This window comes from Dactylosporangium sp. NPDC049140, assembly GCF_040648435.1.
In genome coordinates this window covers 111,941-133,149 of the sequence record NZ_JBEZDS010000009.1, presented here as the reverse complement: position 1 = coordinate 133,149, position 21,209 = coordinate 111,941, and the positions used below count along the sequence as shown (strand labels likewise).

Below are 21,209 nucleotides of genomic sequence, written 5' to 3'. Positions count from 1 at the left end.
CGCCCGTGTACTGGCAGGCGTTCCGCACGGCCCCGGAGGCGTTGGTCGTCCTCGACGCCTCCGGGGTGGTCCGCCTGGCCAGCGCGGCCGCCGAGACGCTGTTCCAGCGCGAGGCGGCCGCGCTCATCGGGTGCGACGCCCGCGACCTGTTCGGCGGCGAGCCCGCGTTCCGGGCCGAGGCGCCGACCACGGCCGTCGTCCGCCTGCCGGACGGCCATGAGCTGCCCGTCGACGTGCGGGTCCGCACGCTGGAGGGCGACCCGAGCGGGATGCTCGCCCTGGCCGTCGAGGAGCGCGGGGCGCCCGGGCGCAGCCGGGCCAGCCTTGAGCAGCGCATCACCCGGCTCACGCTCACCGGCCAGGAGCAGGGCGAACTGCTCACCGACGTGATCGTCACCCAGGAGCGGGAGCGGGCCCGCATCGCCGCCGGGGTGCACGACGACAGCCTGCAGGTCATCACCGCCGCCACCCTGCGCCTGCAGCAGCTGCGCCGCCGTCTGTCCGACCCGGCCGACCTGGCGATCCTCGACCGGCTCGAGGCGTCGCTGGTGCAGGCGGCCGAGCGGCTGCGGCGGCTCATCTTCGACTTCCGCCCGCCCCGGCTGGCCGACGACGGGCTGGCCGCGGCGACCGAGGACCTCCTCGACGACCTCGCCGAGCAGCACGGCCTCGGGGTGCGCGTCGACTCCCGGCTCACCGGCGAGCCCGCGCTGCCGACCCGGCTGCTGCTGTTCCGGATGCTGCAGGAGGCGGTGGCAAACGTCGGCAAGCACGCCGGGGCCGACCGGTGCACGGTCATCCTTGGCGAGGAGCAGGGCGGGTACCTCGTACGCGTCGTCGACGACGGCGTCGGCGCCGAGAACCTGCACACCGACCCCGGTCACCTCGGGCTGCTGCTCATGCGCGAGCGGGCGGCGCTGGCCGGCGGGTGGTTCCGGATCAGCAGCCTGCCCGGGCGCGGTACCACCGTCACGTTCTGGGTGCCGCGCGGCGCCGACCTCGAATCCAAGGGAGCCGTATCGTGACTCGTCCGCCCTACCGGGTGCTGATCGTCGAGGACCACCAGGTAGTCGCCGAAGGGCTCGCGGCGCTGCTCAGCGAGCACCCGGAGCTGCGCGTGGTGGCTCTGGCCGGCAGCGTCGGCGAGGTCGAGCACCTGGCCGACGTGGAGCGGGTCGACGTCGTGCTGTGCGACTTCTGGCTGCCCGACGGCACCGGGGCCGAGGCCGTCGCGGCGCTGCGGTCCCACCAGCCCGAGGTCGCCGTCGTCTTCCTCAGCGCCGACCAGAGCGACCAGGTCATCCTCACCGCGCTGGAGGCGGGGGCGGCCGGGTACCTCGTCAAGAGCGCCGGCGGCGCCGACGTCGCCGAGGCCGTGCGGCGGGCCGTCGACGGCGAGATCCTCGTCCCGGCCCGCCAGCTGGCCAAGCTCCTGGCCCGCCGCCGCGAGCAGGCCCAGCGCTCCGAGGACCACGCCCGCCGGCTGGACAGCCTGACGCCCCGGGAGCGCGAGATCCTCGCCCTGATGACCGAGGGCATGGACAACCGCGACATCGCGCGCGAGCTCAACATCAGCTACACCACCGTGCGCAGCCACGTGCGGCACCTGCTGAGCAAGATGGGCGCCCGGTCGAAGCTGGAGGCGGTGGTACGGGCGGCCGAGTGGGACGCTCCTACGGTGGGCACTTGACGAGTTGCAGGGCCGCGACTCCCTGTTCGTGCCGCAATGCGCGACGGTCCTCCTTCAATTGGCGTACAGGTAAATCCGACATCAGTACGCAGACACCATATGTCCGATATCCGTAATGTTCTGACCTGCCCCGCAGTCAAGTGTGAGGACAGGTCAGCTTTATGGGTCGCACGCGCCTTTACTGGATTTCCGCCCTCGTCGCGCTCGCCGTCGCCGGCGTGGCACTCGTACCGCTGCTGGACCACGACAAGAAGGTCCACCCGGCCATGACCGAGTCCGGCCAGCGCCTGCAGATGCCGCTGCATGCCGAAGGCTCAAAGATCGTCGACGCCCGCGGTGAGACCGTGACGTTTACCGGTGTCAACTGGTTCGGGCTGGAAACCAACACGTTCGCGCCGCACGGTCTGTGGTCGCGCAACCTCGACGACATGCTCGACCAGATGGTCGGGCAGGGCTTCAACTCGATGCGCCTGCCGTTCAGCAACGAGCTGTTCGACGCGGCGTCCAAGCCCAACGGCGTCGACTACGCGCTCAACCCGGACCTCAAGGGCCTCACCGGGCCGCAGCTGATGGACAAGGTGGTCGAAGGCGCGACCAAGCGCGGCATGATGGTCATCCTCGACCGGCACCGCCCGACCTCGCAGGGCCAGAGCAACCTCTGGTACACCGACAAGGTCAGCGAGGAGCGCTGGATCTCCGACTGGGTCAAGCTCGCCGAGCACTACAAGAACAACCAGCTCGTGGTCGGCGCCGACCTGCACAACGAGCCGCACGGCGAGGCCACCTGGGGCGACGGCAACGAGAAGACCGACTGGCAGGCCGCCGCGCAGCGGGCCGGCGACGCGGTCCTCAAGGCCAACCCCAACTGGCTGATCGTCGTCGAGGGCATCGAGAGCTACAAGACCGCCGACGGCAAGAGCGACGGCTACTGGTGGGGCGGCAACCTGCAGGGCGCCAAGGAGCACCCGGTGAAGCTGACCGACCAGTCGAAGCTGGTGTACTCCGCGCACGACTACAGCCCGAAGGTCTGGTCGCAGCAGTGGTTCACCGACCCGAAGTTCCCGGCGAACATGCCGGCGCTGTGGGACAAGCAGTTCGGGTACCTGGTGAAGAACAACACCGCCCCGGTCCTGATGGGCGAGTTCGGCGGCCGCTCGGTGGCCGAGAAGGACGCCCAGGGCAACAAGGACCTGGAAGGGATCTGGCAGCGCAACCTCGTCGGCTACCTCAAGGACAACGGGCTCAGCTACACGTACTGGGCCTGGAACCCGAACTCCGGTGACACCGGCGGGGTCCTCAAGGACGACTGGAAGACGGTCGATTCCGACAAGGCCGCCCTGCTGAAGACCTACCAGGCACCATTGGCCGCCGCCGCCCAGTAACACCGCGGCTCGCCGGTCGGGCGCGGCCCTCCCTCCGCTGCTACATTGCGCGGGGGGAGGGCCGATTCCATGCCTGAGCGAGATACGGTTGTCGATACCGCGATGGGGCCGCTCAACGCGATCCTGTGCACGCCGGACGGTCCGGCCCGGGCCGGCCTGGTGCTGTCCGACGGCTCCGGCCCGGCCACCCGCGACGCCTGGCAGGGCGTGCCCGGCTGGCTCGCCGAGCGCGGGATCGCCACCCTCCGCCACGACAAGCCCGGCTGCGGCGGCTCGCCCGGCGACTGGCGCGCGCAGTCCCTCGCCGACCGCGCCATCGAGGGCATCGCCGCCCTCGACACCCTGCGCAAGCAGGCCACGGTCGACCGGGCCGGGCTGATCGGCTACAGCCAGGGCGGCTGGGTCGCCGTCGCGGCCGCGGCCAACGAGCCCGGCCTCGTCGACTTCGTCGTCACCATCTCCGGCCCCATGGTCGGCCCGATCGAGCAGGAGCGGGTGCGCATCGAGCGGGCCCTGCGCGCCCGGGGCCGCTCCGAGGAGGTCATCGAGGACGCCCTGCGCTGGGTCGACGAGCGCGCCGACCGCCTCGTCGCGGGGCAGGACCCGGCCCAGATCCTGGCCGACCAGGCCCGTTACGCCCGCCGCGACTGGTACGCGGAGGCCGCCGGGCCCCCGTACGACACCGAGGAGCTGCTGGTCCTCGGCGGCCGGCTGGCCCGCTTCGACCCGGCCGAGATCCTGCCCTTCGTGCGCTGCCCCGTCATGGCGTTCTTCGGCGCCGCCGACGAGCTGGTGCCGGTCGAGCGCAGCCTGGTGGTGCTGGGCGAGCGGCTGCCGGCCGAGCAGCGGGGCAGCAACGGCGTGGCGGTGCTGCCGGGGGTCGGGCACATGCTGTATCCGGAGCCCCCACAGGCCGACGTCCCGCTCTTCCAGCAGCTGTCCCCGGCCTTCCTGCCGCTGCTCGGAGCCTTCCTCGACCGAGTAACTGCTGGGTAGTCACCATAGGGGATCGCCGATTCTGTGTGGCCCGACCACATAGCGACGTGCCCGACGCCACTCCTAGCGTGTCGAACACCGCCAGCAGGCGCTGGCCTTAACAAGGCGTTCACACGGAGGAAGCGTTGATCAGGCAGACAGGCGCGCCGCGGCGGGTGTTGTTCGCGGCGTTGGGGCTCACGCTGGCGGCGACGTTAGCGTCCGCGTGCAGCAGCCCTCAGGAGGCCGCGCAGGAGCCGGCCGGCGACGGCGCACCCATCAAGGTCGGGCTCGTCTACTCGCAGACCGGCCCGCTGGCCGGCTACGGCAAGCAGTACATCGAGGGGTGGAAGGCGGGGCTCGCCTTCGCCACCAAGGGCACCGGCAAGGTCGGCAACCGCCCGATCGAGGTCAAGGAGTCCGACGACGCCGGCGACGCGGCCAAGGCCGTCTCGGCCGCGAAGGACCTCATCGGCCAGGGCTACAAGATCATCGCCGGCAGCACCTCGTCCGGCGTCGCGAGCCAGATGGCCCCGCTCGCCGCGCAGAACAAGGTCCTGTTCATCTCGGGACCCGCGGCCACCGACGCGGTGACCGGCATCAACAAGTACACCTTCCGCTCGGGTCGCCAGTCCTACCAGGACGTCCTCGCGGCCAAGTCCTACCTGCCCGCCCCCTCGGGCAAGAAGGTCCTCGTGTTCACGCAGGACGGCGCCTTCGGCAAGTCCAACACGGACGCGGTCAAGGCCGTCATCGGCGGCGCCGGGGCGACCGTCGAGGCCATCTCGGTGCCGGCCAACGCCACCGAGTTCACCGGGTTCGCGGTGCAGGCCAAGAACGCCAAGGCCGATATGATCTTCGTCGCGTGGGCCGGCACCACCGCGACCGCCATGTGGCAGGCGCTCGACCAGCAGGGCGTGCTCGGCTCGACACTCGTGGTAACCGGCATCGACCAGCGCGCGTCGTGGCCGACGTTCGGCGCCGCCGGGTCGAAGATCTCGCTGCTCGCCCACTACTTCGACGGCGCGAGCGACAACGAGGCCACCGCGGCGCTGCGCAAGGGCGTCGACGGCGGCAAGGTCGACCTGTTCCACCCGGACGGCTTCACCGCCGCCCAGATGGTGGTGCGGGCCGCGCAGGAGGGCGGCGACGACGTCGACAAGATGGTCACCGCGCTCGAGGGCTGGTCGTTCGACGGCGTCAAGGGCAAGCTGACCGTCCGCAAGGAGGACCACGCCCTGCTCCAGCCGATGTTCCAGGGCAAGTTCAGCGGCTCCGGCGCCGACCTCAAGCCCGAGCTGGTGAAGGCGATCGACCCGGCCGCCGCCGCGCCGCCGGTCGCGCAGATGAAGGGCTGATCCCGTGGCGAACGCCCCGGGTCCGGTGGCCGGCGGTGTCCTTGCGGACGCCCCGGCCACCGGCCTGCTCAGCATCCGGCGCCTGACCTGGCGGATCGGCGGGGTCGCCATCGTCGACGGGGTCAACCTCGACCTCGCCGAAGGCGAGTTCCTGGCCGTCATCGGCCCCAACGGCGCCGGCAAGACCTCGCTGTTCAACCTGGTCTCCGGGCTGCGCCGGCCGTCGGACGGCTCGGTGTCGCTCGCCGGGCAGGACGTGACCCGGCTGCCGCCGCACCGGCGGGCCAGGCTCGGCCTGGGGCGTACCTTCCAGTCGTCCTCGGTCTTCGCCTCGCTCACCGTCGCGGCCAACGTGCGCCTCGCCGTGCAGGCCCGCCGCGGCGGCTCGATCCGCCCCTTCCCGCTGCCCGCCCGCGACCGGGACGTCGCCGAGCGCGCCGACCGGGTGCTGTGGCGGGTCGGGCTGGACCACCGCGCCGGCGCGCTCGCCGGCACCCTGGCCCACGGCGAGAAGCGCAAGCTCGAGATCGCGCTGCTGCTGGCCGGCGAGCCGCGGGTGCTGCTGCTCGACGAGCCGATGGCCGGGGTCAGCGCCGAGGACGTGCCCGGCCTGGTCGCGCTGATCCGCACGCTGACCCGCGAGGAGCGGCGCAGCGTGCTCATGGTGGAGCACCACATGGACGTCGTACTCGACCTGGCCGACCGGGTCGCGGTCATGCACCACGGGGCGCTGCTGGTCTGCGACACGCCGGACGTGGTCATGGCCGACCGCACCGTCCAGGAGGCGTACCTGGGGGAGAAGTTGTGAGCGGGCCGGAGCGAAGCGGAGGAGCCGGCGTGACCGTTCTCGACATCGCCGGGCTGGACGTGCGCATCGCCGGCTCGCACATCCTGCAGGGCGTGACGTTCGGCGTCGCGCCGCAGGGCGTCACCGCGCTGCTCGGGCGCAACGGCGTCGGCAAGACCACGACCCTGAAGGCGGTGCTCGGCCTGCTGCCGCGCGGCGCCGAACTGGCCGGCGAGGTGCGCTTCGCCGGGCAGCGGGTCACCCGGCAGCCGACCTTCCGGCTGGTGCGCGACGGGCTCGGGTACGTGCCCGAGGACCGCGGCGTCTTCGGCGGCCTCACCGTCGCCGAGAACCTGCGCCTCGCCGAGCGCTCCGGCGCCGCCCCCGACTACGAGCGCGTCTACGGCCTCTTCCCCGAGCTGCAGCGGCGCGGCCGGCAGCGGGCCGGCACCCTGTCGGGCGGCCAGCAGCAGATGCTCGCGATCGGGCGGGTGCTGCTCAACCCCAACCGGCTGCTGCTCATCGACGAGCCGACGAAGGGCCTCGCGCCGAAGGTCGTCGGCGAGGTGGCGGCCGCCCTGCACGCCGTAGCCCAGGTCGTGCCGATGCTGCTGGTCGAGCAGAACCTGGCCGTGGTGCGGCGCCTGGCGCAGGACGCGGTCGTCATCGCCGCCGGGAAGGTCGCCTACGCCGGGGCCGCGGCGGACCTCCTGGACTACACCGAGAAGACCAAGTCGCTGCTGGGCGTCGGGAAGGCGGATAGCGCATCATGAGCACGTTCGTGCTGCTCACCCTGACGGGGCTGGGGCTCTCCGCGCTGTACTTCCTCGTCGCCTCCGGTCTCGCCCTCGTCTTCGGCCTCGCCGACGTGCTCAACTTCGCGCACGGGCTGTTCCTCTCCGTCGGCGCCTACGGCACCTGGTGGGCGGCCGGGCACCTGCCCGGGGCCGGGCCGAGCGGCTGGGGCTTCGCGTTCGCGGTGCTCTTCGGGGTCGCGTGCGGGACGGTCGTCGCGGCGCTGGTCGAGCTGGTGCTCATCCGGCCGCTGTACCGCCGCACGATCGAACAGGTCCTGGTGACCGTCGGGCTCTCGCTGGCCGGCGTGGCGCTGCTGCAGGCGTCGTGGGGCAGCGACGCCCGGCCCTACCCACGTCCACAGTGGACCCAGCGGCTCACCACGATCGCCGGCGCGCGCGTGCCGAACGACCGGTTCCTGCTCATCGGGGCCGCGGTCGTGGTGCTGCTCGGGCTGCTGGCCTTCCTGAAGTACACCCGGATCGGTCTGGTCATTCGCGCCGGCGTCGAGGACCGCTCGATGGTCACCGCGCTCGGCATCGACGTTCGGCGCGCGTTCACCCTCGTGTTCGCCATCGGCGGCGCGGCCGCGGCCCTCGCCGGCGCGCTCGGCGGCGTGTTCACCGGCGCGATCTCGCCGACCGGGGGCAGCTCCCTGCTCATCTTCGGCTTCATCGTCGTCGTCATCGGCGGCATGGGCTCGGTCACCGGCGCCGCCTACGCCGCGGTCGCGGTCGGGCTGCTGCAGCAGTTCGTCAACTACACCTCGTCGGGCCTCGGCGACATCTGCGTCGTCGCCCTGCTCGCGGTCGTGCTCCTCGTCCGTCCACAAGGGATCACCGGGAAGGTCGCCACCTCATGACGACACAGACGGCACCGCAGGTGCGAACGGCGCCGGCCCGGCTGCGCGCGAGTCGTTTCGGGCCGGTCGCGGTGCTGGCGGCGGCCATCTTCCTGCCCTACTGCGGCCTGAAGATCCCGGGCGTCTTCGACTCCGCGCTCAACGCCCCCGGCACCCTGCAGCTGCTGGCCCTGGGCCTGGTCTTCGGCGCCCTCGCGCTGGGCTACGACCTGCTCTTCGGCCGCACCGGGATGCTCTCGTTCGGCCACGCCCTCTACTTCGCGGCCGGCGTGTACGGCACCGACATGCTTGTCACCAAGGCCGGCTACGGGCTGTGGACCGCGATCCTGCTCGCCGTCGTGGGCACCGCGATCCTGGCCGCGCTGCTGGGCGCGGTCGCGCTGCGCACCGGTGGCATCGCGTTCGCCATGGTGACGCTGGCGTTCGCGCAGGTCGCCGCGATCACCATCGGGCGCAACCCGGGCGGGGCCACCGGCGGCGAGGAGGGCCTGCCGATGGACGGCGCGAAGGTGCCCGGCTTCCTGGTCGGCGTGGCCAACACGGTGAACCTGTACTGGCTCGCCCTGGGCGTGCTCGTGATCACCGTCCTGGTCGTGCACGCGATCGCCGACTCCCCGTCGGGGCGGGTGCTGGCCGCCATCCGCGACGACGAGCGCCGGGTGGGCGTGCTCGGTCTCGACCCGTACCGCTACCGCCTCTTCGCCTTCACGGTCGCCGGCGGCCTGGCCGGGCTCGCGGGGGCCATGTACTCGCTGCTGATCGGCGGCGCGACGCCCCACGTGGCCGCCTCCGACCAGACCCTGACCCTGCTGGTGATGGTGGTCCTGGGCGGCCCGGGGACGCGCTGGGGGCCGCTGATCGGCGGGTTCCTGTTCACGTACCTCGACTACCGCCTCGTCGCCCTGGGCGACTCGGACGCGGTGGCCGGGCTGCCCGGCTTTCTGCGCGGCCCGCTGTCCCAGCCGCTGTTCATCCTCGGCACCGTCTTCATCCTGGCGGTGTACTTCTTCCCGGGCGGCCTCGCGGGCCTGCGCACCCGGCTCGGCCCGCTGGCGCGCTGGATCCCCGAGCGCCGGCCGGACCCACATAGCTAAGCATGGGAATGTGTGGATCAGCTCCGTAGTGGCGCCGGGAGTGACGGTCATACCTTGTGACGGCCGTCACTTCCGACGTCACAGGAGGGTGAATCCCACATGGCTGGTTCCGCGCTCGTCGCGCGTGGCCTCACCCGCGACTTCCGCGGCTTCCGCGCCGTCGACGGGGTCGATCTCGATGTCGCCACCGGCGCCGTGCACGCGCTCGTCGGGCCCAACGGGGCCGGCAAGACGACGCTGTTCAACCTGCTGACCGGGTTCCTCGCGCCGAGCGCCGGGCGGATCGAGCTGGCCGGGCGGGACATCACCGGGCTCGCGCCGGAGCGGGTCGCCCGCCTCGGCCTGGCCCGTTCCTTCCAGATCGCGAGCCTCTTCCCGCAGCAGACCGTGGTCGCCCACGTGGAGCTCGCGCTGCAGGGCGGCACCTCCCTCGGCTGGGCCTTCTGGCGCTCCGAGCGGCCGCTGCGGCGCTTCCGGGCCCCGGCCGAGGAGCTGCTGGAGCGCGTCGGGCTCGCCGCGGCCGCGCAGGAGCCGGCCGGGAGCCTGCCCTACGGGCGCAAGCGGGCCCTGGAACTGGCCATCGCGCTCGCCCTCGACCCGCGGGTGCTGCTGCTGGACGAGCCGACCGCCGGCATGGGGGTCGAGGACGTCGAGCGGACCGTCGAGCTCATCGCCGCGGTCCGCGACGGGCGCACGGTGGTGCTGGTCGAGCACAACATGAGCGTCGTGGGCCGGCTCGCCGACCGGGTGACGGTCCTGCAGGCCGGCCGGGTCCTCGCCGAGGGCCCCTACGAGCAGGTGCGCGCCGACGAGCGCGTGGTCGAGGCCTACCTGGGCAGCGCCGATGCTGCGCATTGAGGGACTTTCCGCGTGGTACGGCGAGGCCCGCGTGCTGCGCGACGTCGGCCTGCACGTGGCCGAGGGCGAGGTCGTCACGCTCTGCGGGCGCAACGGCGCCGGCAAGACCACGCTCCTGCGCTGCGTCATGGGCCTGCACCCCGGCCAGTCGGGGACGGTCACCCTGGCCGGCACGGACATCTCCCGCCGCCCCGCGCACGTCCGCGCCCGCGCCGGGCTCGGCTGGGTGCCCGACGACCGCGGGGCCTACGCCACGCTGAGCGTCGCCGAGCACCTGGCGCTGCCGCCCGTGGTCGGGCCCCGGCCGTGGGGCCTCGACGAGATCCACGAGGCGTTCCCGAACCTGTACGAGCGCCGCCGCAGCCCGGCCACCACGCTCTCCGGGGGCGAGCAGCAGATGCTCGCGCTCGCCCGGGTGCTGCGCATGGGCGCCACGGTGCTGCTGTGCGACGAGCCCACGGAGGGGCTTTCGCCGCTGCTCGTGCGGCGGGTCGGCGAGATCCTGCGCCGCGCCCGCGACCACGGCGTCACCGTCCTGCTCGTCGAGCAGAACCTGCGCTTCGCCACCACCGTCGCCGACCGCCACTACCTGCTCGCCGAGGGGCGGATCGCCGGCACTTTCGACAACGCGGACGTGCAATCCCGCGAGGACGAGCTCCTCGCGCTACTCGGCATCTGACCGGAGGTACACCCCAATGAAGCGTTCCATTGTGATCGGCACGGCGCTGTGCGCGCTGCTCGCCGGGTGCGGGGGCGGCGGCCCCCGCTCCACGGGCGGCGGCGGGCTCACCGGCGACAAGATCGTGCTCGGCGTGCTCAACGACCAGTCCGGCGTCTACGCCCAGCTGTCGGGCAAGAACTCCGTCGTGGCCGTGCAGATGGCCATCGACGACTTCAAGGCCAAGTACGGGGACAAGGCGGTCACCAAGAACATCACCGTGGAGACCGCGGACCACCAGAACAAGCCCGACATCGCCAACACCCGTGCGAGCGAGATGTACGACCGGCTCGGGGTCGACGCCATCCTCGACGTGCCGACGTCCTCGGCCGCGCTGAAGGTCGCCGACGTGGCCAAGCAGGCGAAGAAGCTGTACTTCAACATCTCGGGCGCCACCACGGACCTGACCGGCAAGTCCTGCAACAAGTACACGTTCCACTACGCCTACGACACGGCGATGCTCGCCAACGGCACCGGCACCGCGGCCACCCAGGCCGGGGCGAAGAACTGGTACATCGTCTACCCCGACTACGCCTTCGGCCAGGACATGCAGAAGTCCTTCAGCGCCGCGGTGACCAAGGGCGGCGGCACGGTGGTGGCCAGCGACCCCACGCCGTTCCCGAACGACAACTTCTCCACGTTCCTGCTCAAGGCGCCGACGCTGAACCCGAAGCCGGACGTGCTGGGCACCATGCAGGCGGGCGCCGACCTGGTGAACCTCGTCAAGCAGTACAACGAGTTCAAGCTCAAGGACAAGGGCATCGGGCTGGCCGTGGGCCTCATGTTCCTGACCGACATCCACTCGCTGACCCCCGACGCGCTGGCCGGCACCACCTTCACCGACGCGTGGTACTGGAACTTCGACGAGCGCAACCGCGCCTGGGCCGACAAGTTCGCCGCCCGCGCCGGCGGCCAGCGCCCCACGTTCGCCCACGCGGCGAACTACTCGGCGGCGATGCAGTACCTCGAGGCGGTCCAGGCGGCCGGCACCGACGACGCCGACGCGGTCGTCAAGCAACTGGAGGGCAAGAAGGTGGACGACTTCTTCCTGCGCAACGGCGAGTTCCGGGCCGCCGACCACCGGGTCCTGCACGACGCCTACCTGGCCAAGGTCAAGCCCGGGTCCGAGGTCAAGGAGGCGTGGGACTACGAGCAGATCGTCAAGACCATCCCGGCCCAGGAGGCCTTCCGGGCCCCGTCGCCGGACTGCAAGCTCTGACGCGCGATGGGTCTGCTCACCCACACGGTGAACGGTCTGGTCGGGGGCGGCTTCTACGCGCTGCTCGCCCTCGGCCTGGCCGTCATCTTCGGCATGCTCCGCGTGGTCAACTTCGCGCACGGGGCGTTCTACATGCTCGGCGCGGTCGGCGCCTTCTTCCTGCTGGACGCGTTCGGGCTCTCCTTCTGGGTCGCCCTGGCGGTCGTGCCGGTCGTGCTCGGCCTGCTCGGCGTGGTGCTGGAGCGTACGGTCGTGCGGCGGCTGATCGCGCTCGACCCGCTCTACAACTTCCTGCTCACGTTCGGCCTGACGCTGATCCTGCAGGACGCGGTGAAGTCGCGCTACGGCACCCAGTCGAAGCCCTACGGGGCGCCGGCCGGGCTCGGCGGGACGGTCGACTTCGGGGTGTTCGACTTTCCGGCGTACCGCGTGTTCGTCCTCGCCGTCGCGGTCGCGCTCTGCGCCGTCGTCTGGTGGGTGCTGGCCCGCACCCGGGTCGGGATGGTGGTGCGGGCCGGCATCGAGCGGCCCGAGCTGACCCGGGCGCTCGGCATCGACGTCGGGCGGTGGATCGCGCCGGTGTTCGGCTTCGGCGTGGCCCTCGCGGCGCTGGCGGGCGTCCTGGCCGCGCCGGTGCGGGCGGTCAACCCGCTCATGGGCGGCGACCTGATCATCGGCGTCTTCGCCGTCGTCGTCATCGGCGGGCTCGGCTCGGTCTTCGGCTCGGTGGCCGCCGGCTTCGGCATCGGCCTGCTGCAGGCCTGGAGCGAGGCGTACGCGCCGCCGCTGCTGGCCCAGACGCTCATCTTCCTGGTGATGGCGCTCGTGCTGCTCGTGCGCCCGGCCGGGCTGTTCGGGCGAGAGGAGAGTTCGGCGTGAAATGGGTGCTGCTGGCCGCCGGGGCGGCGATCGCGCTCTGGCTGCCCAACGGGATCTACCCGGCGGTGGCGGTGGACATGCTCTGCTGGGCGCTGTTCGCGGTCGCGATCGATCTGCTGCTCGGGTACGGCGGCCTGCTGTCCTTCGGGCACGCCGCGTTCTGGGGAACGTCGGCGTACACGGCCGGGCTGATCGCGGCCCGGCTCGGGGCGCCGTTCCCGGTCGCGGTGCTCGGCGGGGCGCTCACGGCGGCCGCGCTCGCGGTGCCGATCGGCTGGCTCGCCGTGCGCCGGACCGGGATCTACTTCGCGATGGTGACCCTCGCGTTCGCCCAGATGATCTACTACGTGGCCAACGCCTGGTCCTCGGTCACCGGCGGCGAGAACGGGCTGCAGAGCGTGCCGCGGGAGCTGTTCGGGCTGGACCTCTCCGACCCGTACTACTTCTACTACGCGGCGCTGCCCATCGTGGCGCTCGGCCTGCTCCTGGCCTGGCGGATCGTGCACTCGCCGTTCGGCCGGGTGCTCGTCGCGGTGCGGGACAACGCCGGCCGGGCGCGGGCGCTGGGGTTCGCGGCCTCCCGGTACAAGCTGCTGGCCTTCGTGCTGTCGGCCTTCCTGGCCGGGCTCGGCGGCGGCCTGTTCGCTGTCGCGCACGGCTTCGTCTCCCTCGACGTCGTGCACTGGACGACGTCGGGCAAGGGCGTGGTGCTTGTCGTGCTGGGCGGGATCGGCACGCTGTGGGGCGGCGTGCTCGGCGCCGGGCTCGTCGTCAACCTGGAGGACCAGCTCTCGCAGGCCGGCTTCGACCTGGTCGGCCTCGTCACCGGAGGGATCTTCGTGCTGGTGGTGCTGCTGTTCCGCCGGGGGCTGTGGGGCACTGTCGCCGGGTACCTGCCCCGTTTATTCCGCAGGTGGCGCCGGGTGTGATCGGACGCACTATTCAATACGAGACGGTTCCGTATCGGCGTTGGGAGGGCTACGTTGATACGGAACAGTTCCGTATCGTTATCGCGTTCCGACCAGGGGGAGCAACACCGTGGACGCAGCCATCCAAACGCCGGCCCCAGCCAACACAGGACATCCTCGCCGCTGGGCGATCCTCGGCGTGCTCGTCATCAGCCTGCTCGTGGTCGTGCTGGACAACACCGTCCTCAACGTCGCCATGCGCACCATCGCCGACCCGGAGAAGGGCCTGGGCGCGTCCCAGAGCCAGCTCGAGTGGGCGATCAACTCGTACACCCTCGTCTTCGCCGGCCTGCTCTTCACCGCCGGCATCCTGGCCGACCGCCTCGGCCGCCGCATCACGCTGACCGTCGGCCTCGCGCTGTTCGGCATCGCGTCGCTCGTCTCGGCCTACTCCGACTCCGCGGACCAGCTCATCTGGGCCCGCGCCCTCATGGGCCTCGGCGCCGCGGCGGTCATGCCCTCGACCCTGTCGATCATCGCCAACGTCTTCGACCCGCGTGAGCGCGGCCGCGCCATCGGCGTGTGGGCCGGCGCGGTCGGCCTCGGCGTGGCCATCGGCCCGATCGTCGGCGGCCTGCTGCTCGAGCACTTCTGGTGGGGCTCGGTCTTCCTGATCAACGTCCCGATCGTGATCGCGGGCCTGGTCCTGGTCAACACCCTCATCCCCGAGTCGCGCGACCCGAAGCCGGGACGCATCGACTTCGTCGGCGTGCTGCTGTCGATCATCGGCCTCACCCTGCTCACCTACGGCGTGATCGAGGGCGGCGACCACGGCTTCGGCAAGCCCGAGTCCTGGGGTGCCCTGGTCGCGGCGGTGGTCGTCCTGGCCGCGTTCGCCCTCTACGAGCGGCGCATCGAGTTCCCCTCGCTGGACGTGCGCCTCTTCGGCAACCGGCAGTTCAGCGCCTCGACCGGCATGATCGGCCTGGTCTTCTTCGCGGCCATGGGCATCATGTTCGTCAGCGCGTTCTACCTGCAGCTGGTCCGCGGCTACGGCCCGCTGGCCTCCGGCGCCCTGTTCGTGCCCTTCGCGGTCGCCCAGATGGTCTTCGCCCCGCGCAGCGCCGCCATGGTCAAGCGCTTCGGCCCCAAGGCCGTCAGCACCACCGGCCTGCTGCTTGTCGCCATCGGACTGGCGGCGTGGATGTTCATCCAGGCCGACACGCCGATCTGGATCGTCGGCGGGCTGTTCTTCCTGATGGGTGTCGGCATGGCCAACGTGATGCCACCCGCGACGGAATCGATCATGTCCGTGCTTCCCCGTGAGAAGGCCGGCGTCGGATCGGCCGTCAGCAACACCATCCGGCAGGTCGGCGGCGCCCTCGGCGTGGCCGCCCTCGGCGCCGTCATCTCCTCGGTCTACCGCAGCCACATGGAGTCGGCCACGAGCGGACTGCCGGCCGCGGCGCGCGACGCCGCCAACGAGTCGATCTCGGGCGCGTACGGGGTCGCCGAGCACGCGGGCCAGGCGGCGCCGGCGCTGATCCAGCACGCGAACGACGCGTTCCTCACGGCCATGCACGGCGCGGCCGTCGGCTCGGCGATCTTCGCGATCCTCGGTGCCGTCGTCGCCGTGGTGTGGCTGCCCGGCAAGCGCCCGGCCAGCGCTCCCGCCCCCACCAACGCCGAGGGTCTGGCGGAGGAGCAGGGTGTGGAACTGGTAGCCGTCGGCGACTGACGGGACTGGAGGAAACCGGTGAGTAGCTTCGGTGTGAAAACTCGGTAACAATGGAAAACATGACGCTCAGCGTGGAACCGGTGGCTGACCAGGACCGCAAAGGTCCGGGCCGGCCCCGGAGCGCCCGGGTCGACGAGGCGATCGTCGAGGCGGTGTTCGAGCTGCTCAGCTCCGGCCAGAGCGCGGACGCCATCTCGATCGAGGCGGTCGCCGCGAAGGCCGGCGTCGGCAAGGCGACGATCTATCGCCGCTGGCCCAACAAGGACGCGCTGCTCATCGACGCGGTGCTGGCGATGAAGGGCCCGCTGCCCGAGCTGAGCGGCGAGTCGGTCCGGGGCGATCTGATCACGCTGATCGCGTCGATGCGCAACAAGCGGATGGCCCACTACGGCAAGGTCACGGCCTGCCTGATGCCGGAGCTGTTCAAGAGCTCGGAGATGAGCCGGGTGTACCAGGGTGTGGTGGAGCCGCGCCGGGAGCTGATGCGCCGAGTCCTGCGGCGCGGCATCGCCTCCGGCGAGCTGCGCGAGGACCTCGACGTGGAGCTGGCCCTGCTGGTCCTGTCGGGCCCGACGCTCGCGCAGAACATGCTCCGCTGGAACCCGAACGTGCCGGACGAGGGCTTCGCCGAGAACCTGGTGGACTTCGTCCTGCGCGGCGCCCACGCCTGACGCCCGATCGATGTACGACGGCCCGGCCCGCGCAACCAGCGGGGCCGGGCCGTCGCTCATGAGGTCTGCAGGCGGTGCAGGCGCAGCGCCAGCTGGACCTCCAGGGCCCGCTCCGGCTTCTGCCAGTCCTGACCGAGCAGCTGCGCGATCCGCTCCAGGCGCTGCGTCACCGTGTTCACGTGGACGTGCAGGAGCTCCGCCGCGCGGGCCAGGCTGCCGCCCACGCCGAAGTACGCCTCCAGCGTCTTGACCAGCGCGGTGCCCCGGCGGACGTCGTAGTCCACCACCGGGCCGATCGTCGCGGCCAGGAAGGACTGCACGTCCCGGTCGCGGCCGTCCGGGGCCGAGCCCAGCAGCAGCCCGACGAAGCCGAGCTCGGCGGTGCTCGCGCCGGTGCCCGTGCGGCCCAGGGCGGTCAGCGCCGTCACGCAGCGGTCGGCGTCGCGGTACGCCGCGGCGATCGCCTCCGGGCGCGTCGACGGGCCGCCGGAGCCCGCCGTGATCGGGCGGGCCAGCAGCTTGCCCAGGTCGCGGGCGACCGCTCGCGCCGCGTCGCCCGGGGCGTCGCCGGGCAGGAGCAGGACCACGTGGCCGTCGCGCGCGGCGGCCAGGCCGGCGCGGCTGTGGGCGTACGTCTGGGCCCAGGACACCGCGCGCTGGCGGATCGAGCCGCCCGTGAGGGCGTCCGCGCCGATGGCGACCACGACGTTCGGGGCGTCGAGGTCGACGCCGAGACGCTTGGCCCGGGTGCGCAGCGCGTCGGCGTCGCGCACGGGGCGGGTGATGACGTCGTCCAGCAGCTCGCCGCGCACGCGGCCCTCGGCCTCCGCGACGGTACGCCGGAAGAGCTGCAGCAACGCGGTGACGACGGCGGCCCGCTCCAGGATGCGCTGGTCCGCGTCGACCAGGGGGCTGTCCGGGCGCAGCACGAGGGCGCCGAGGTTCTCCGCGCCCGCCACCACCGCGGCGACCCACAGCTCGCCGCGGCGGACGCTGCGGCCCTCGGTGCGGGAGGCGGCCAGGGCCTCGGCGATCGCGGCCGGCTCGGGCCGGGTCAGCACGCCGACCAGGGCCAGGTTGCGGCCCTCGGCGTCCAGCACGAGCAGGGAGCCGCCCAGGACCTCGACCACCACCGCGGCCACGTCCTCGACCCCGGCGCCGCGCAGGACCAGGGCGGTCATGCGGTCGTGGGCGGCGGCCGCGCGCTCGACGGAGTCGCTGTGCGCGCGGATGACCCCGTTCGCGGCGGAGAGCTCGGCGAGCGCCTCCTGCGTCTCGCCCAGCAGGCGGGCGGTGTCGATCGCGACGGCCGCGTTGGCCGCGAGCGAGACGAGCAGCGACACCTCCTCGCGCGCGAACGGGCGGGCGGAGCGGTTCGCGGCGTACAGCACGCCGATGATCCGCGCCCCGAGCCGCAGCGGCACGCCCAGGATCGCGACCAGGCCCTCCTCGCTCACGCCGGCGTCGATGTCGCCGGTGTGGCGGAAGCGGGCGTCGCGGGGGTAGTCGGCGGTGACGTACGGGCTGCCGGTCTGGGCCACCAGCCCGCCGAGCCCGGCCCCCATCGGCAGCCGCAGCGCCTGGAAGCGGGCCGAGATCGAGCCGTCGGTGACGCGCATGTACGTGTCCCCGCGCGCCTCGTCGTTGAGGGTCATGTAGGCCACGTCGGCCCCGAGCAGCGTCCGCGCCCGGTGCACGATCGCGGCGAGCACCGCGTCGACGTCACGCAGGCCGGCGAGGTCGCTGGCGGTGTCGAAGAGCCCGGACAGCTCCTCCTCGCGGCGCCGGCGGCGCTCGAGCAGGGCCCGCACCCGCAGCGCCACGACCTTGGCCTGCTCCAGCTCGGCGAGGTGCTCCGGGGGCAGCCCGGCGCCCCGGGCGGCGACGAGCGGGCCCTCGAATTCGACGGCGGCGGCCTCGCGGGCCAGCAGCTCGAGGTACTCCAGCATCGTCACGTGCCTAGTGTGCGGTCCAGCCGCCGTCGATCGACAGCGAAGTGCCGGTGATGAACCCGGCGACGTCCGTGCACAGGTAGGCGACCAGCTCCGCGACCTCGGCCGGCTCGATGAGCCGCTTGATCGCCGCGCTGGTCAGCATGATCTTCTCGACGACCTCGGACTCGGGGATGCCGTGGGTGCGGGCCTGGTCGGTGATCTGGCCCTCGACGAGCGGGGTGCGCACGTACGCCGGGTTGATGCAGTTCGCGGTCACGCCGTGGGGCGCGCCCTCCAGCGCGACGGTCTTCGACAGGCCTTCCAGGGCGTGCTTGGCGGTGACGTATGCGGCCTTGAACGGCGACGCGCGCAGCCCGTGCACGGAGGAGATGTTGACGATCCGGCCCCAGTTGCCGGCATACATGTGCGGCAGGACGCCCCGTACCAGGCGGAAGGGCGCCTCGACCATGACCGCCTGGATGTACGCGAAGCGCTCCGGCGGGAACTCCTCGAGCGCGGCCACGTGCTGCAGCCCGGCGTTGTTGACCAGCACGTCGATGTCGGCGTGGTCGCGCAGCAGCCGGTCGATGGCGCCGGCGTCGGAGAGGTCGGCCAGTACGGGTACGACATCGTCCTGGGTCTGGAAGGCACGGTCCACCGCCACGACCTTCGCTCCCGCCGCGGCCAGGCGCATGGCGACCGCGCGGCCGATGCCGCTGCCGGCCCCCGTGACCATCGCGGTGCGCCCCCGCAGGTCCAGGGCGACCACATGCTCCGTCGTCATGGCGGGAAACGTACGAGGCTGAGCGCCGCCGTCCCATGGGGGAGGCCCACATACCTTCACCGCACTCGGTGTGTGTGTCGCGCGATCGGCGTGCGGCGATCGTCCGATAGGGTGTCGAACACACGTATGAGGGTGGTGTGGAGGGGTGTGACCGTGCGCGTGCTGGGGGTCGACCCGGGCCTGACCCGGTGCGGCGTCGGGGTGGTCGAGGGCTCGCCCGGCCGCCCGTGCCGGCTCGTGCACTACGAGGTCGTCCGCAGCGATCCGGACCAGGACCTCTCGCTGCGCCTGCTCAACCTCGACCGGCGCCTCACCGAGCTCGTCGCCGAGCACAAGCCCGAGAGCATCGCCGTGGAGCGGGTGTTCTCCCAGCACAACGTGCGCACGGTCATGGGCACGGCCCAGGCCGGCGCGGTGGCGATCCTCGCCGCGGCGCGCGCCGGGCTGCCCGTGCAGCTGTACACCCCGAGCGAGGTCAAGGCCGCCGTCAGCGGCAACGGCCAGGCCGACAAGGCGCAGGTGACCGCGATGGTGACCCGGCTGCTGCGGCTCGAGGTCGCGCCTCGCCCGGCCGACGCCGCCGACGCCTTAGCCTTGGCCATCTGTCATGTGTGGCGAGGTGGTGCGCGCGAGCGCATCAGCGCGGCGTTGAGGAGGACGCGGTGATCGCGAGCGTTCGCGGCAAGGTGGCGGCGGTGTCGCCCGACGGCGCGGTGATCGAGGTCGGCGGGGTCGGGCTGGCCGTGCAGTGCTCCCCGCACACCCTGGCCGAGCTGCGGGTCGGCCAGGAGGCCCGGCTGGCCACCTCGCTGGTCGTGCGCGAGGACTCGCTGACCCTGTACGGCTTCGCCGACGACGAGGCCAAGCAGCTGTTCGAGCTGCTGCAGACCGCCACCGGGGTCGGGCCGCGGCTGGCCCAGGCCGTGCTGGCCGTGCACACCCCGGAGGTCGTGCGCCGGGCGGTCGCGTCCGCCGACACCTCGACCCTCACGCAGGTGCCGGGCATCGGCAAGAAGGGCGCCGAGCGGCTGGTGCTGGAGCTGCGGGACAAGATCGGCGCGCTGCCGGGCGCCGGGAACGCCACGCTCCTCGCCGGCGGCGCGGTGTGGCCCGAGCAGGTCCGCCAGGCCCTCGTCGGGCTCGGCTGGAACGAGAAGCAGGCCGACCAGGCCGTGGCCGCGGTCGCCGAGCAGCTCGACGGGCAGGCCGCCCCGCCCGTGCCGGTGCTGCTGAAGCAGGCGATCCGGATGCTGGGCACCATTCGATGAGCGGTCCGCAGCGAAGCGGAGGGGCCGCTCACCGGGGGCTCAGCATTCTCGCGTCGGCGCCGGAGCTTGCGGAGGCGACGGCGTGCGGTCCGCAGCGAAGCGGAGGGGCCGCTCATCCAGAGGCTCGGTCTGCGTCATGGCGCCGGAGCGAAGCGGAGGCGTCATGACCGATCCGCTCGTCAGCTCGTTCGCCTCCGACGAGGACATCGCGGCCGACCAGAGCGTCCGGCCCAAGCGCCTCGTGGAGCTGATCGGCCAGCACCGGGTGCGCGAGCAGCTCGACCTGCTGCTGCAGAGCGCCCTGCGCCGCGGCAGCCCGCCCGACCACATCCTGCTCTCCGGCCCGCCGGGGCTGGGCAAGACCACCCTGGCCATGATCGTCGCCGCCGAGCTCGGCGCCGGGCTGCGGATGACCAGCGGGCCGGCCATCGAGCGGGCCGGCGACCTGGCCGCCGTGCTGACCAGCCTGTCCCACGGCGACGTGCTGTTCATCGACGAGATCCACCGCATCGCGCGACCGGCGGAGGAGCTGCTGTACAGCGCGATGGAGGACTTCCGCGTCGACGTCGTGGTCGGCAAGGGCCCGGGCGCGACCGCGATCCCGCTCGACGTCGAGCCGTTCACGCTGGTCGGCGCGACGACCCGCAGCGGACTGCTCACCGGCCCGATGCGGGACCGCTTCGGCTTCGTCGGCCAGCTGGACTTCTACGACCCGGACGAGCTCGAGCAGATCATCACGCGCTCGGCCCGCATTCTCGACGTACCGATCACCGAGGACGGGGCGGTCGAGATCGGGCGGCGCTCCCGCGGTACCCCCCGCATCGCCAACCGCCTTCTCCGGCGGGTCCGCGACTATGCCGAGGTACGGGCGGACGGCATCGTGGACCTCACCGCGGCCCGGGCGGCGCTACGGGTGTACGACGTCGATGAGCTGGGCCTCGACCGGCTCGACCGGGCGGTGCTCACGGCCCTGCTGCGCCACGGCGGCGGGCCGGTGGGCCTGTCCACCCTGGCCGTGGCCGTCGGTGAGCAACCCGATACCGTGGAAGAGGTCTGCGAGCCCTTCCTGCTGCGTACGGGACTCATGGCCCGCACGCCCCGTGGTCGCATCGCCACGGCGAGCGCATGGCAGCATCTCGGAATTCCAGCTCCCGCTGGTACCGTCGGTGGCGGAAATTCCAAGGGCGGCTTGTCACAAACGCCCGATCTATTCAGTTTGTGATTAGAACGTGACGGACGCCGGTCATCGTGCTTTCCGCCACACCGACTAGACTCGCCGCGATCCGCTG

The 21,209-nt window shown here is 72.3% G+C and carries 21 protein-coding genes; 19 read left to right on the top strand and 2 right to left on the bottom strand.

Translation table 11 applies throughout. The features are described 5' to 3' along the window. Positions 1-5: 5 nt before the first annotated feature. The 16 genes from AB0B76_RS17395 (at position 6) to AB0B76_RS17320 (ending at position 15,934) form a co-directional block, all read left to right on the top strand. Positions 6-1,025 (top strand): ATP-binding protein, encoded by a 1,020-nt coding sequence (locus AB0B76_RS17395; protein WP_360375717.1) that lies wholly within the window; start codon positions 6-8, stop codon positions 1,023-1,025. Then, on the top strand, positions 1,022-1,690 hold the full coding sequence (locus AB0B76_RS17390; protein ID WP_360375715.1) for a response regulator transcription factor: 669 nt from the start codon (positions 1,022-1,024) through the stop codon (positions 1,688-1,690). Before AB0B76_RS17395 ends, AB0B76_RS17390 begins: the two co-directional genes overlap by 4 nt. A gap of 161 nt (positions 1,691-1,851) precedes the next feature. After that, positions 1,852-3,072, top strand: coding sequence for a glycoside hydrolase family 5 protein (locus AB0B76_RS17385; RefSeq protein WP_360375713.1), 1,221 nt, complete (start codon positions 1,852-1,854; stop codon positions 3,070-3,072). Between the two features lie 69 nt (positions 3,073-3,141). After that, positions 3,142-4,068: an alpha/beta hydrolase gene (locus tag AB0B76_RS17380; protein ID WP_360375711.1), complete on the top strand. Its 927-nt coding sequence runs from the start codon at positions 3,142-3,144 to the stop codon at positions 4,066-4,068. A 155-nt stretch (positions 4,069-4,223) separates the two neighbouring features. Beyond that, a complete protein-coding gene (locus AB0B76_RS17375) occupies positions 4,224-5,405 on the top strand; it encodes a substrate-binding domain-containing protein (RefSeq protein WP_360376075.1) in 1,182 nt (393 codons plus the stop codon). 64 nt (positions 5,406-5,469) lie between these two features. Beyond that, positions 5,470-6,213 (top strand): ABC transporter ATP-binding protein, encoded by a 744-nt coding sequence (locus AB0B76_RS17370; RefSeq protein ID WP_360376073.1) that lies wholly within the window; start codon positions 5,470-5,472, stop codon positions 6,211-6,213. 29 nt (positions 6,214-6,242) lie between these two features. Further along, positions 6,243-6,965 carry an ABC transporter ATP-binding protein gene (locus AB0B76_RS17365; RefSeq protein ID WP_360375709.1) on the top strand — a complete coding sequence of 241 codons (723 nt, stop codon included), beginning with the start codon at positions 6,243-6,245 and terminating at the stop codon, positions 6,963-6,965. Further along, positions 6,962-7,849 carry a branched-chain amino acid ABC transporter permease gene (locus AB0B76_RS17360; RefSeq protein WP_360375707.1) on the top strand — a complete coding sequence of 296 codons (888 nt, stop codon included), beginning with the start codon at positions 6,962-6,964 and terminating at the stop codon, positions 7,847-7,849. The genes AB0B76_RS17365 and AB0B76_RS17360 overlap by 4 nt, the downstream gene beginning before the upstream one ends. Next, positions 7,846-8,943: a branched-chain amino acid ABC transporter permease gene (locus AB0B76_RS17355; protein WP_360375705.1), complete on the top strand. Its 1,098-nt coding sequence runs from the start codon at positions 7,846-7,848 to the stop codon at positions 8,941-8,943. Before AB0B76_RS17360 ends, AB0B76_RS17355 begins: the two co-directional genes overlap by 4 nt. A gap of 99 nt (positions 8,944-9,042) precedes the next feature. Further along, positions 9,043-9,801, top strand: a complete 759-nt coding sequence (locus AB0B76_RS17350) for an ABC transporter ATP-binding protein (RefSeq protein WP_360375703.1) — start codon at positions 9,043-9,045, stop codon at positions 9,799-9,801. Next, on the top strand, positions 9,788-10,480 hold the full coding sequence (locus AB0B76_RS17345; protein WP_360375701.1) for an ABC transporter ATP-binding protein: 693 nt from the start codon (positions 9,788-9,790) through the stop codon (positions 10,478-10,480). The genes AB0B76_RS17350 and AB0B76_RS17345 overlap by 14 nt, the downstream gene beginning before the upstream one ends. 16 nt (positions 10,481-10,496) lie before the next feature. After that, entirely contained in the window at positions 10,497-11,738 is a 1,242-nt protein-coding gene (locus tag AB0B76_RS17340; RefSeq protein WP_360375699.1) for an ABC transporter substrate-binding protein, read from the top strand. A 6-nt stretch (positions 11,739-11,744) separates the two neighbouring features. Further along, positions 11,745-12,617 carry a branched-chain amino acid ABC transporter permease gene (locus tag AB0B76_RS17335; protein ID WP_360375697.1) on the top strand — a complete coding sequence of 291 codons (873 nt, stop codon included), beginning with the start codon at positions 11,745-11,747 and terminating at the stop codon, positions 12,615-12,617. After that, complete coding sequence (locus AB0B76_RS17330) at positions 12,614-13,546, top strand: branched-chain amino acid ABC transporter permease (RefSeq protein ID WP_360375695.1); 933 nt, start codon at positions 12,614-12,616, stop codon at positions 13,544-13,546. The genes AB0B76_RS17335 and AB0B76_RS17330 overlap by 4 nt, the downstream gene beginning before the upstream one ends. Before the next feature lie 109 nt (positions 13,547-13,655). Then, positions 13,656-15,263, top strand: a complete 1,608-nt coding sequence (locus AB0B76_RS17325; RefSeq protein ID WP_360375693.1) for an MFS transporter — start codon at positions 13,656-13,658, stop codon at positions 15,261-15,263. A 59-nt stretch (positions 15,264-15,322) separates the two neighbouring features. Further along, positions 15,323-15,934, top strand: a complete 612-nt coding sequence (locus tag AB0B76_RS17320; protein WP_360375691.1) for a TetR/AcrR family transcriptional regulator — start codon at positions 15,323-15,325, stop codon at positions 15,932-15,934. A 56-nt stretch (positions 15,935-15,990) separates the two neighbouring features. Here AB0B76_RS17320 and AB0B76_RS17315 read toward each other — a convergent pair whose 3' ends face one another. Together AB0B76_RS17315 and AB0B76_RS17310 are read right to left on the bottom strand one after the other, a co-directional pair. Beyond that, positions 15,991-17,883: a helix-turn-helix domain-containing protein gene (locus AB0B76_RS17315; protein WP_360376071.1), complete on the bottom strand. Its 1,893-nt coding sequence runs from the start codon at positions 17,881-17,883 to the stop codon at positions 15,991-15,993. Positions 17,884-17,893: 10 nt separating this feature from the next. Next, positions 17,894-18,652, bottom strand: a complete 759-nt coding sequence (locus tag AB0B76_RS17310) for a 3-hydroxybutyrate dehydrogenase (RefSeq protein ID WP_360375689.1) — start codon at positions 18,650-18,652, stop codon at positions 17,894-17,896. Between the two features lie 153 nt (positions 18,653-18,805). Between AB0B76_RS17310 and ruvC the strand changes: the two genes are divergently transcribed. The 3 genes from ruvC (at position 18,806) to ruvB (ending at position 21,142) form a co-directional block, all read left to right on the top strand. Beyond that, positions 18,806-19,318 carry a crossover junction endodeoxyribonuclease RuvC gene (gene ruvC, locus AB0B76_RS17305; RefSeq protein WP_360375687.1) on the top strand — a complete coding sequence of 171 codons (513 nt, stop codon included), beginning with the start codon at positions 18,806-18,808 and terminating at the stop codon, positions 19,316-19,318. After that, positions 19,315-19,920, top strand: coding sequence for a Holliday junction branch migration protein RuvA (ruvA, locus tag AB0B76_RS17300; protein WP_360375685.1), 606 nt, complete (start codon positions 19,315-19,317; stop codon positions 19,918-19,920). Before ruvC ends, ruvA begins: the two co-directional genes overlap by 4 nt. A 163-nt stretch (positions 19,921-20,083) precedes the next feature. Further along, positions 20,084-21,142 (top strand): Holliday junction branch migration DNA helicase RuvB, encoded by a 1,059-nt coding sequence (gene ruvB / locus AB0B76_RS17295; protein WP_360375683.1) that lies wholly within the window; start codon positions 20,084-20,086, stop codon positions 21,140-21,142. Positions 21,143-21,209 lie beyond the last annotated feature (67 nt).

Coding starts and splice junctions, on each gene's coding strand:
- AB0B76_RS17335 (WP_360375697.1), top strand. CDS start 11,745: ATGGGTCTGCTCACCCACACGGTGAACGGTCTGGTCGGGGGCGGCTTC.
- AB0B76_RS17360 (WP_360375707.1), top strand. CDS start 6,962: ATGAGCACGTTCGTGCTGCTCACCCTGACGGGGCTGGGGCTCTCCGCG.
- AB0B76_RS17315 (WP_360376071.1), bottom strand. CDS start 17,883: ATGCTGGAGTACCTCGAGCTGCTGGCCCGCGAGGCCGCCGCCGTCGAA.
- ruvB (WP_360375683.1), top strand. CDS start 20,084: ATGACCGATCCGCTCGTCAGCTCGTTCGCCTCCGACGAGGACATCGCG.
- AB0B76_RS17320 (WP_360375691.1), top strand. CDS start 15,323: ATGACGCTCAGCGTGGAACCGGTGGCTGACCAGGACCGCAAAGGTCCG.
- AB0B76_RS17380 (WP_360375711.1), top strand. CDS start 3,142: ATGCCTGAGCGAGATACGGTTGTCGATACCGCGATGGGGCCGCTCAAC.
- AB0B76_RS17355 (WP_360375705.1), top strand. CDS start 7,846: ATGACGACACAGACGGCACCGCAGGTGCGAACGGCGCCGGCCCGGCTG.
- AB0B76_RS17310 (WP_360375689.1), bottom strand. CDS start 18,652: ATGACGACGGAGCATGTGGTCGCCCTGGACCTGCGGGGGCGCACCGCG.
- AB0B76_RS17350 (WP_360375703.1), top strand. CDS start 9,043: ATGGCTGGTTCCGCGCTCGTCGCGCGTGGCCTCACCCGCGACTTCCGC.
- AB0B76_RS17345 (WP_360375701.1), top strand. CDS start 9,788: ATGCTGCGCATTGAGGGACTTTCCGCGTGGTACGGCGAGGCCCGCGTG.
- AB0B76_RS17340 (WP_360375699.1), top strand. CDS start 10,497: ATGAAGCGTTCCATTGTGATCGGCACGGCGCTGTGCGCGCTGCTCGCC.
- AB0B76_RS17385 (WP_360375713.1), top strand. CDS start 1,852: ATGGGTCGCACGCGCCTTTACTGGATTTCCGCCCTCGTCGCGCTCGCC.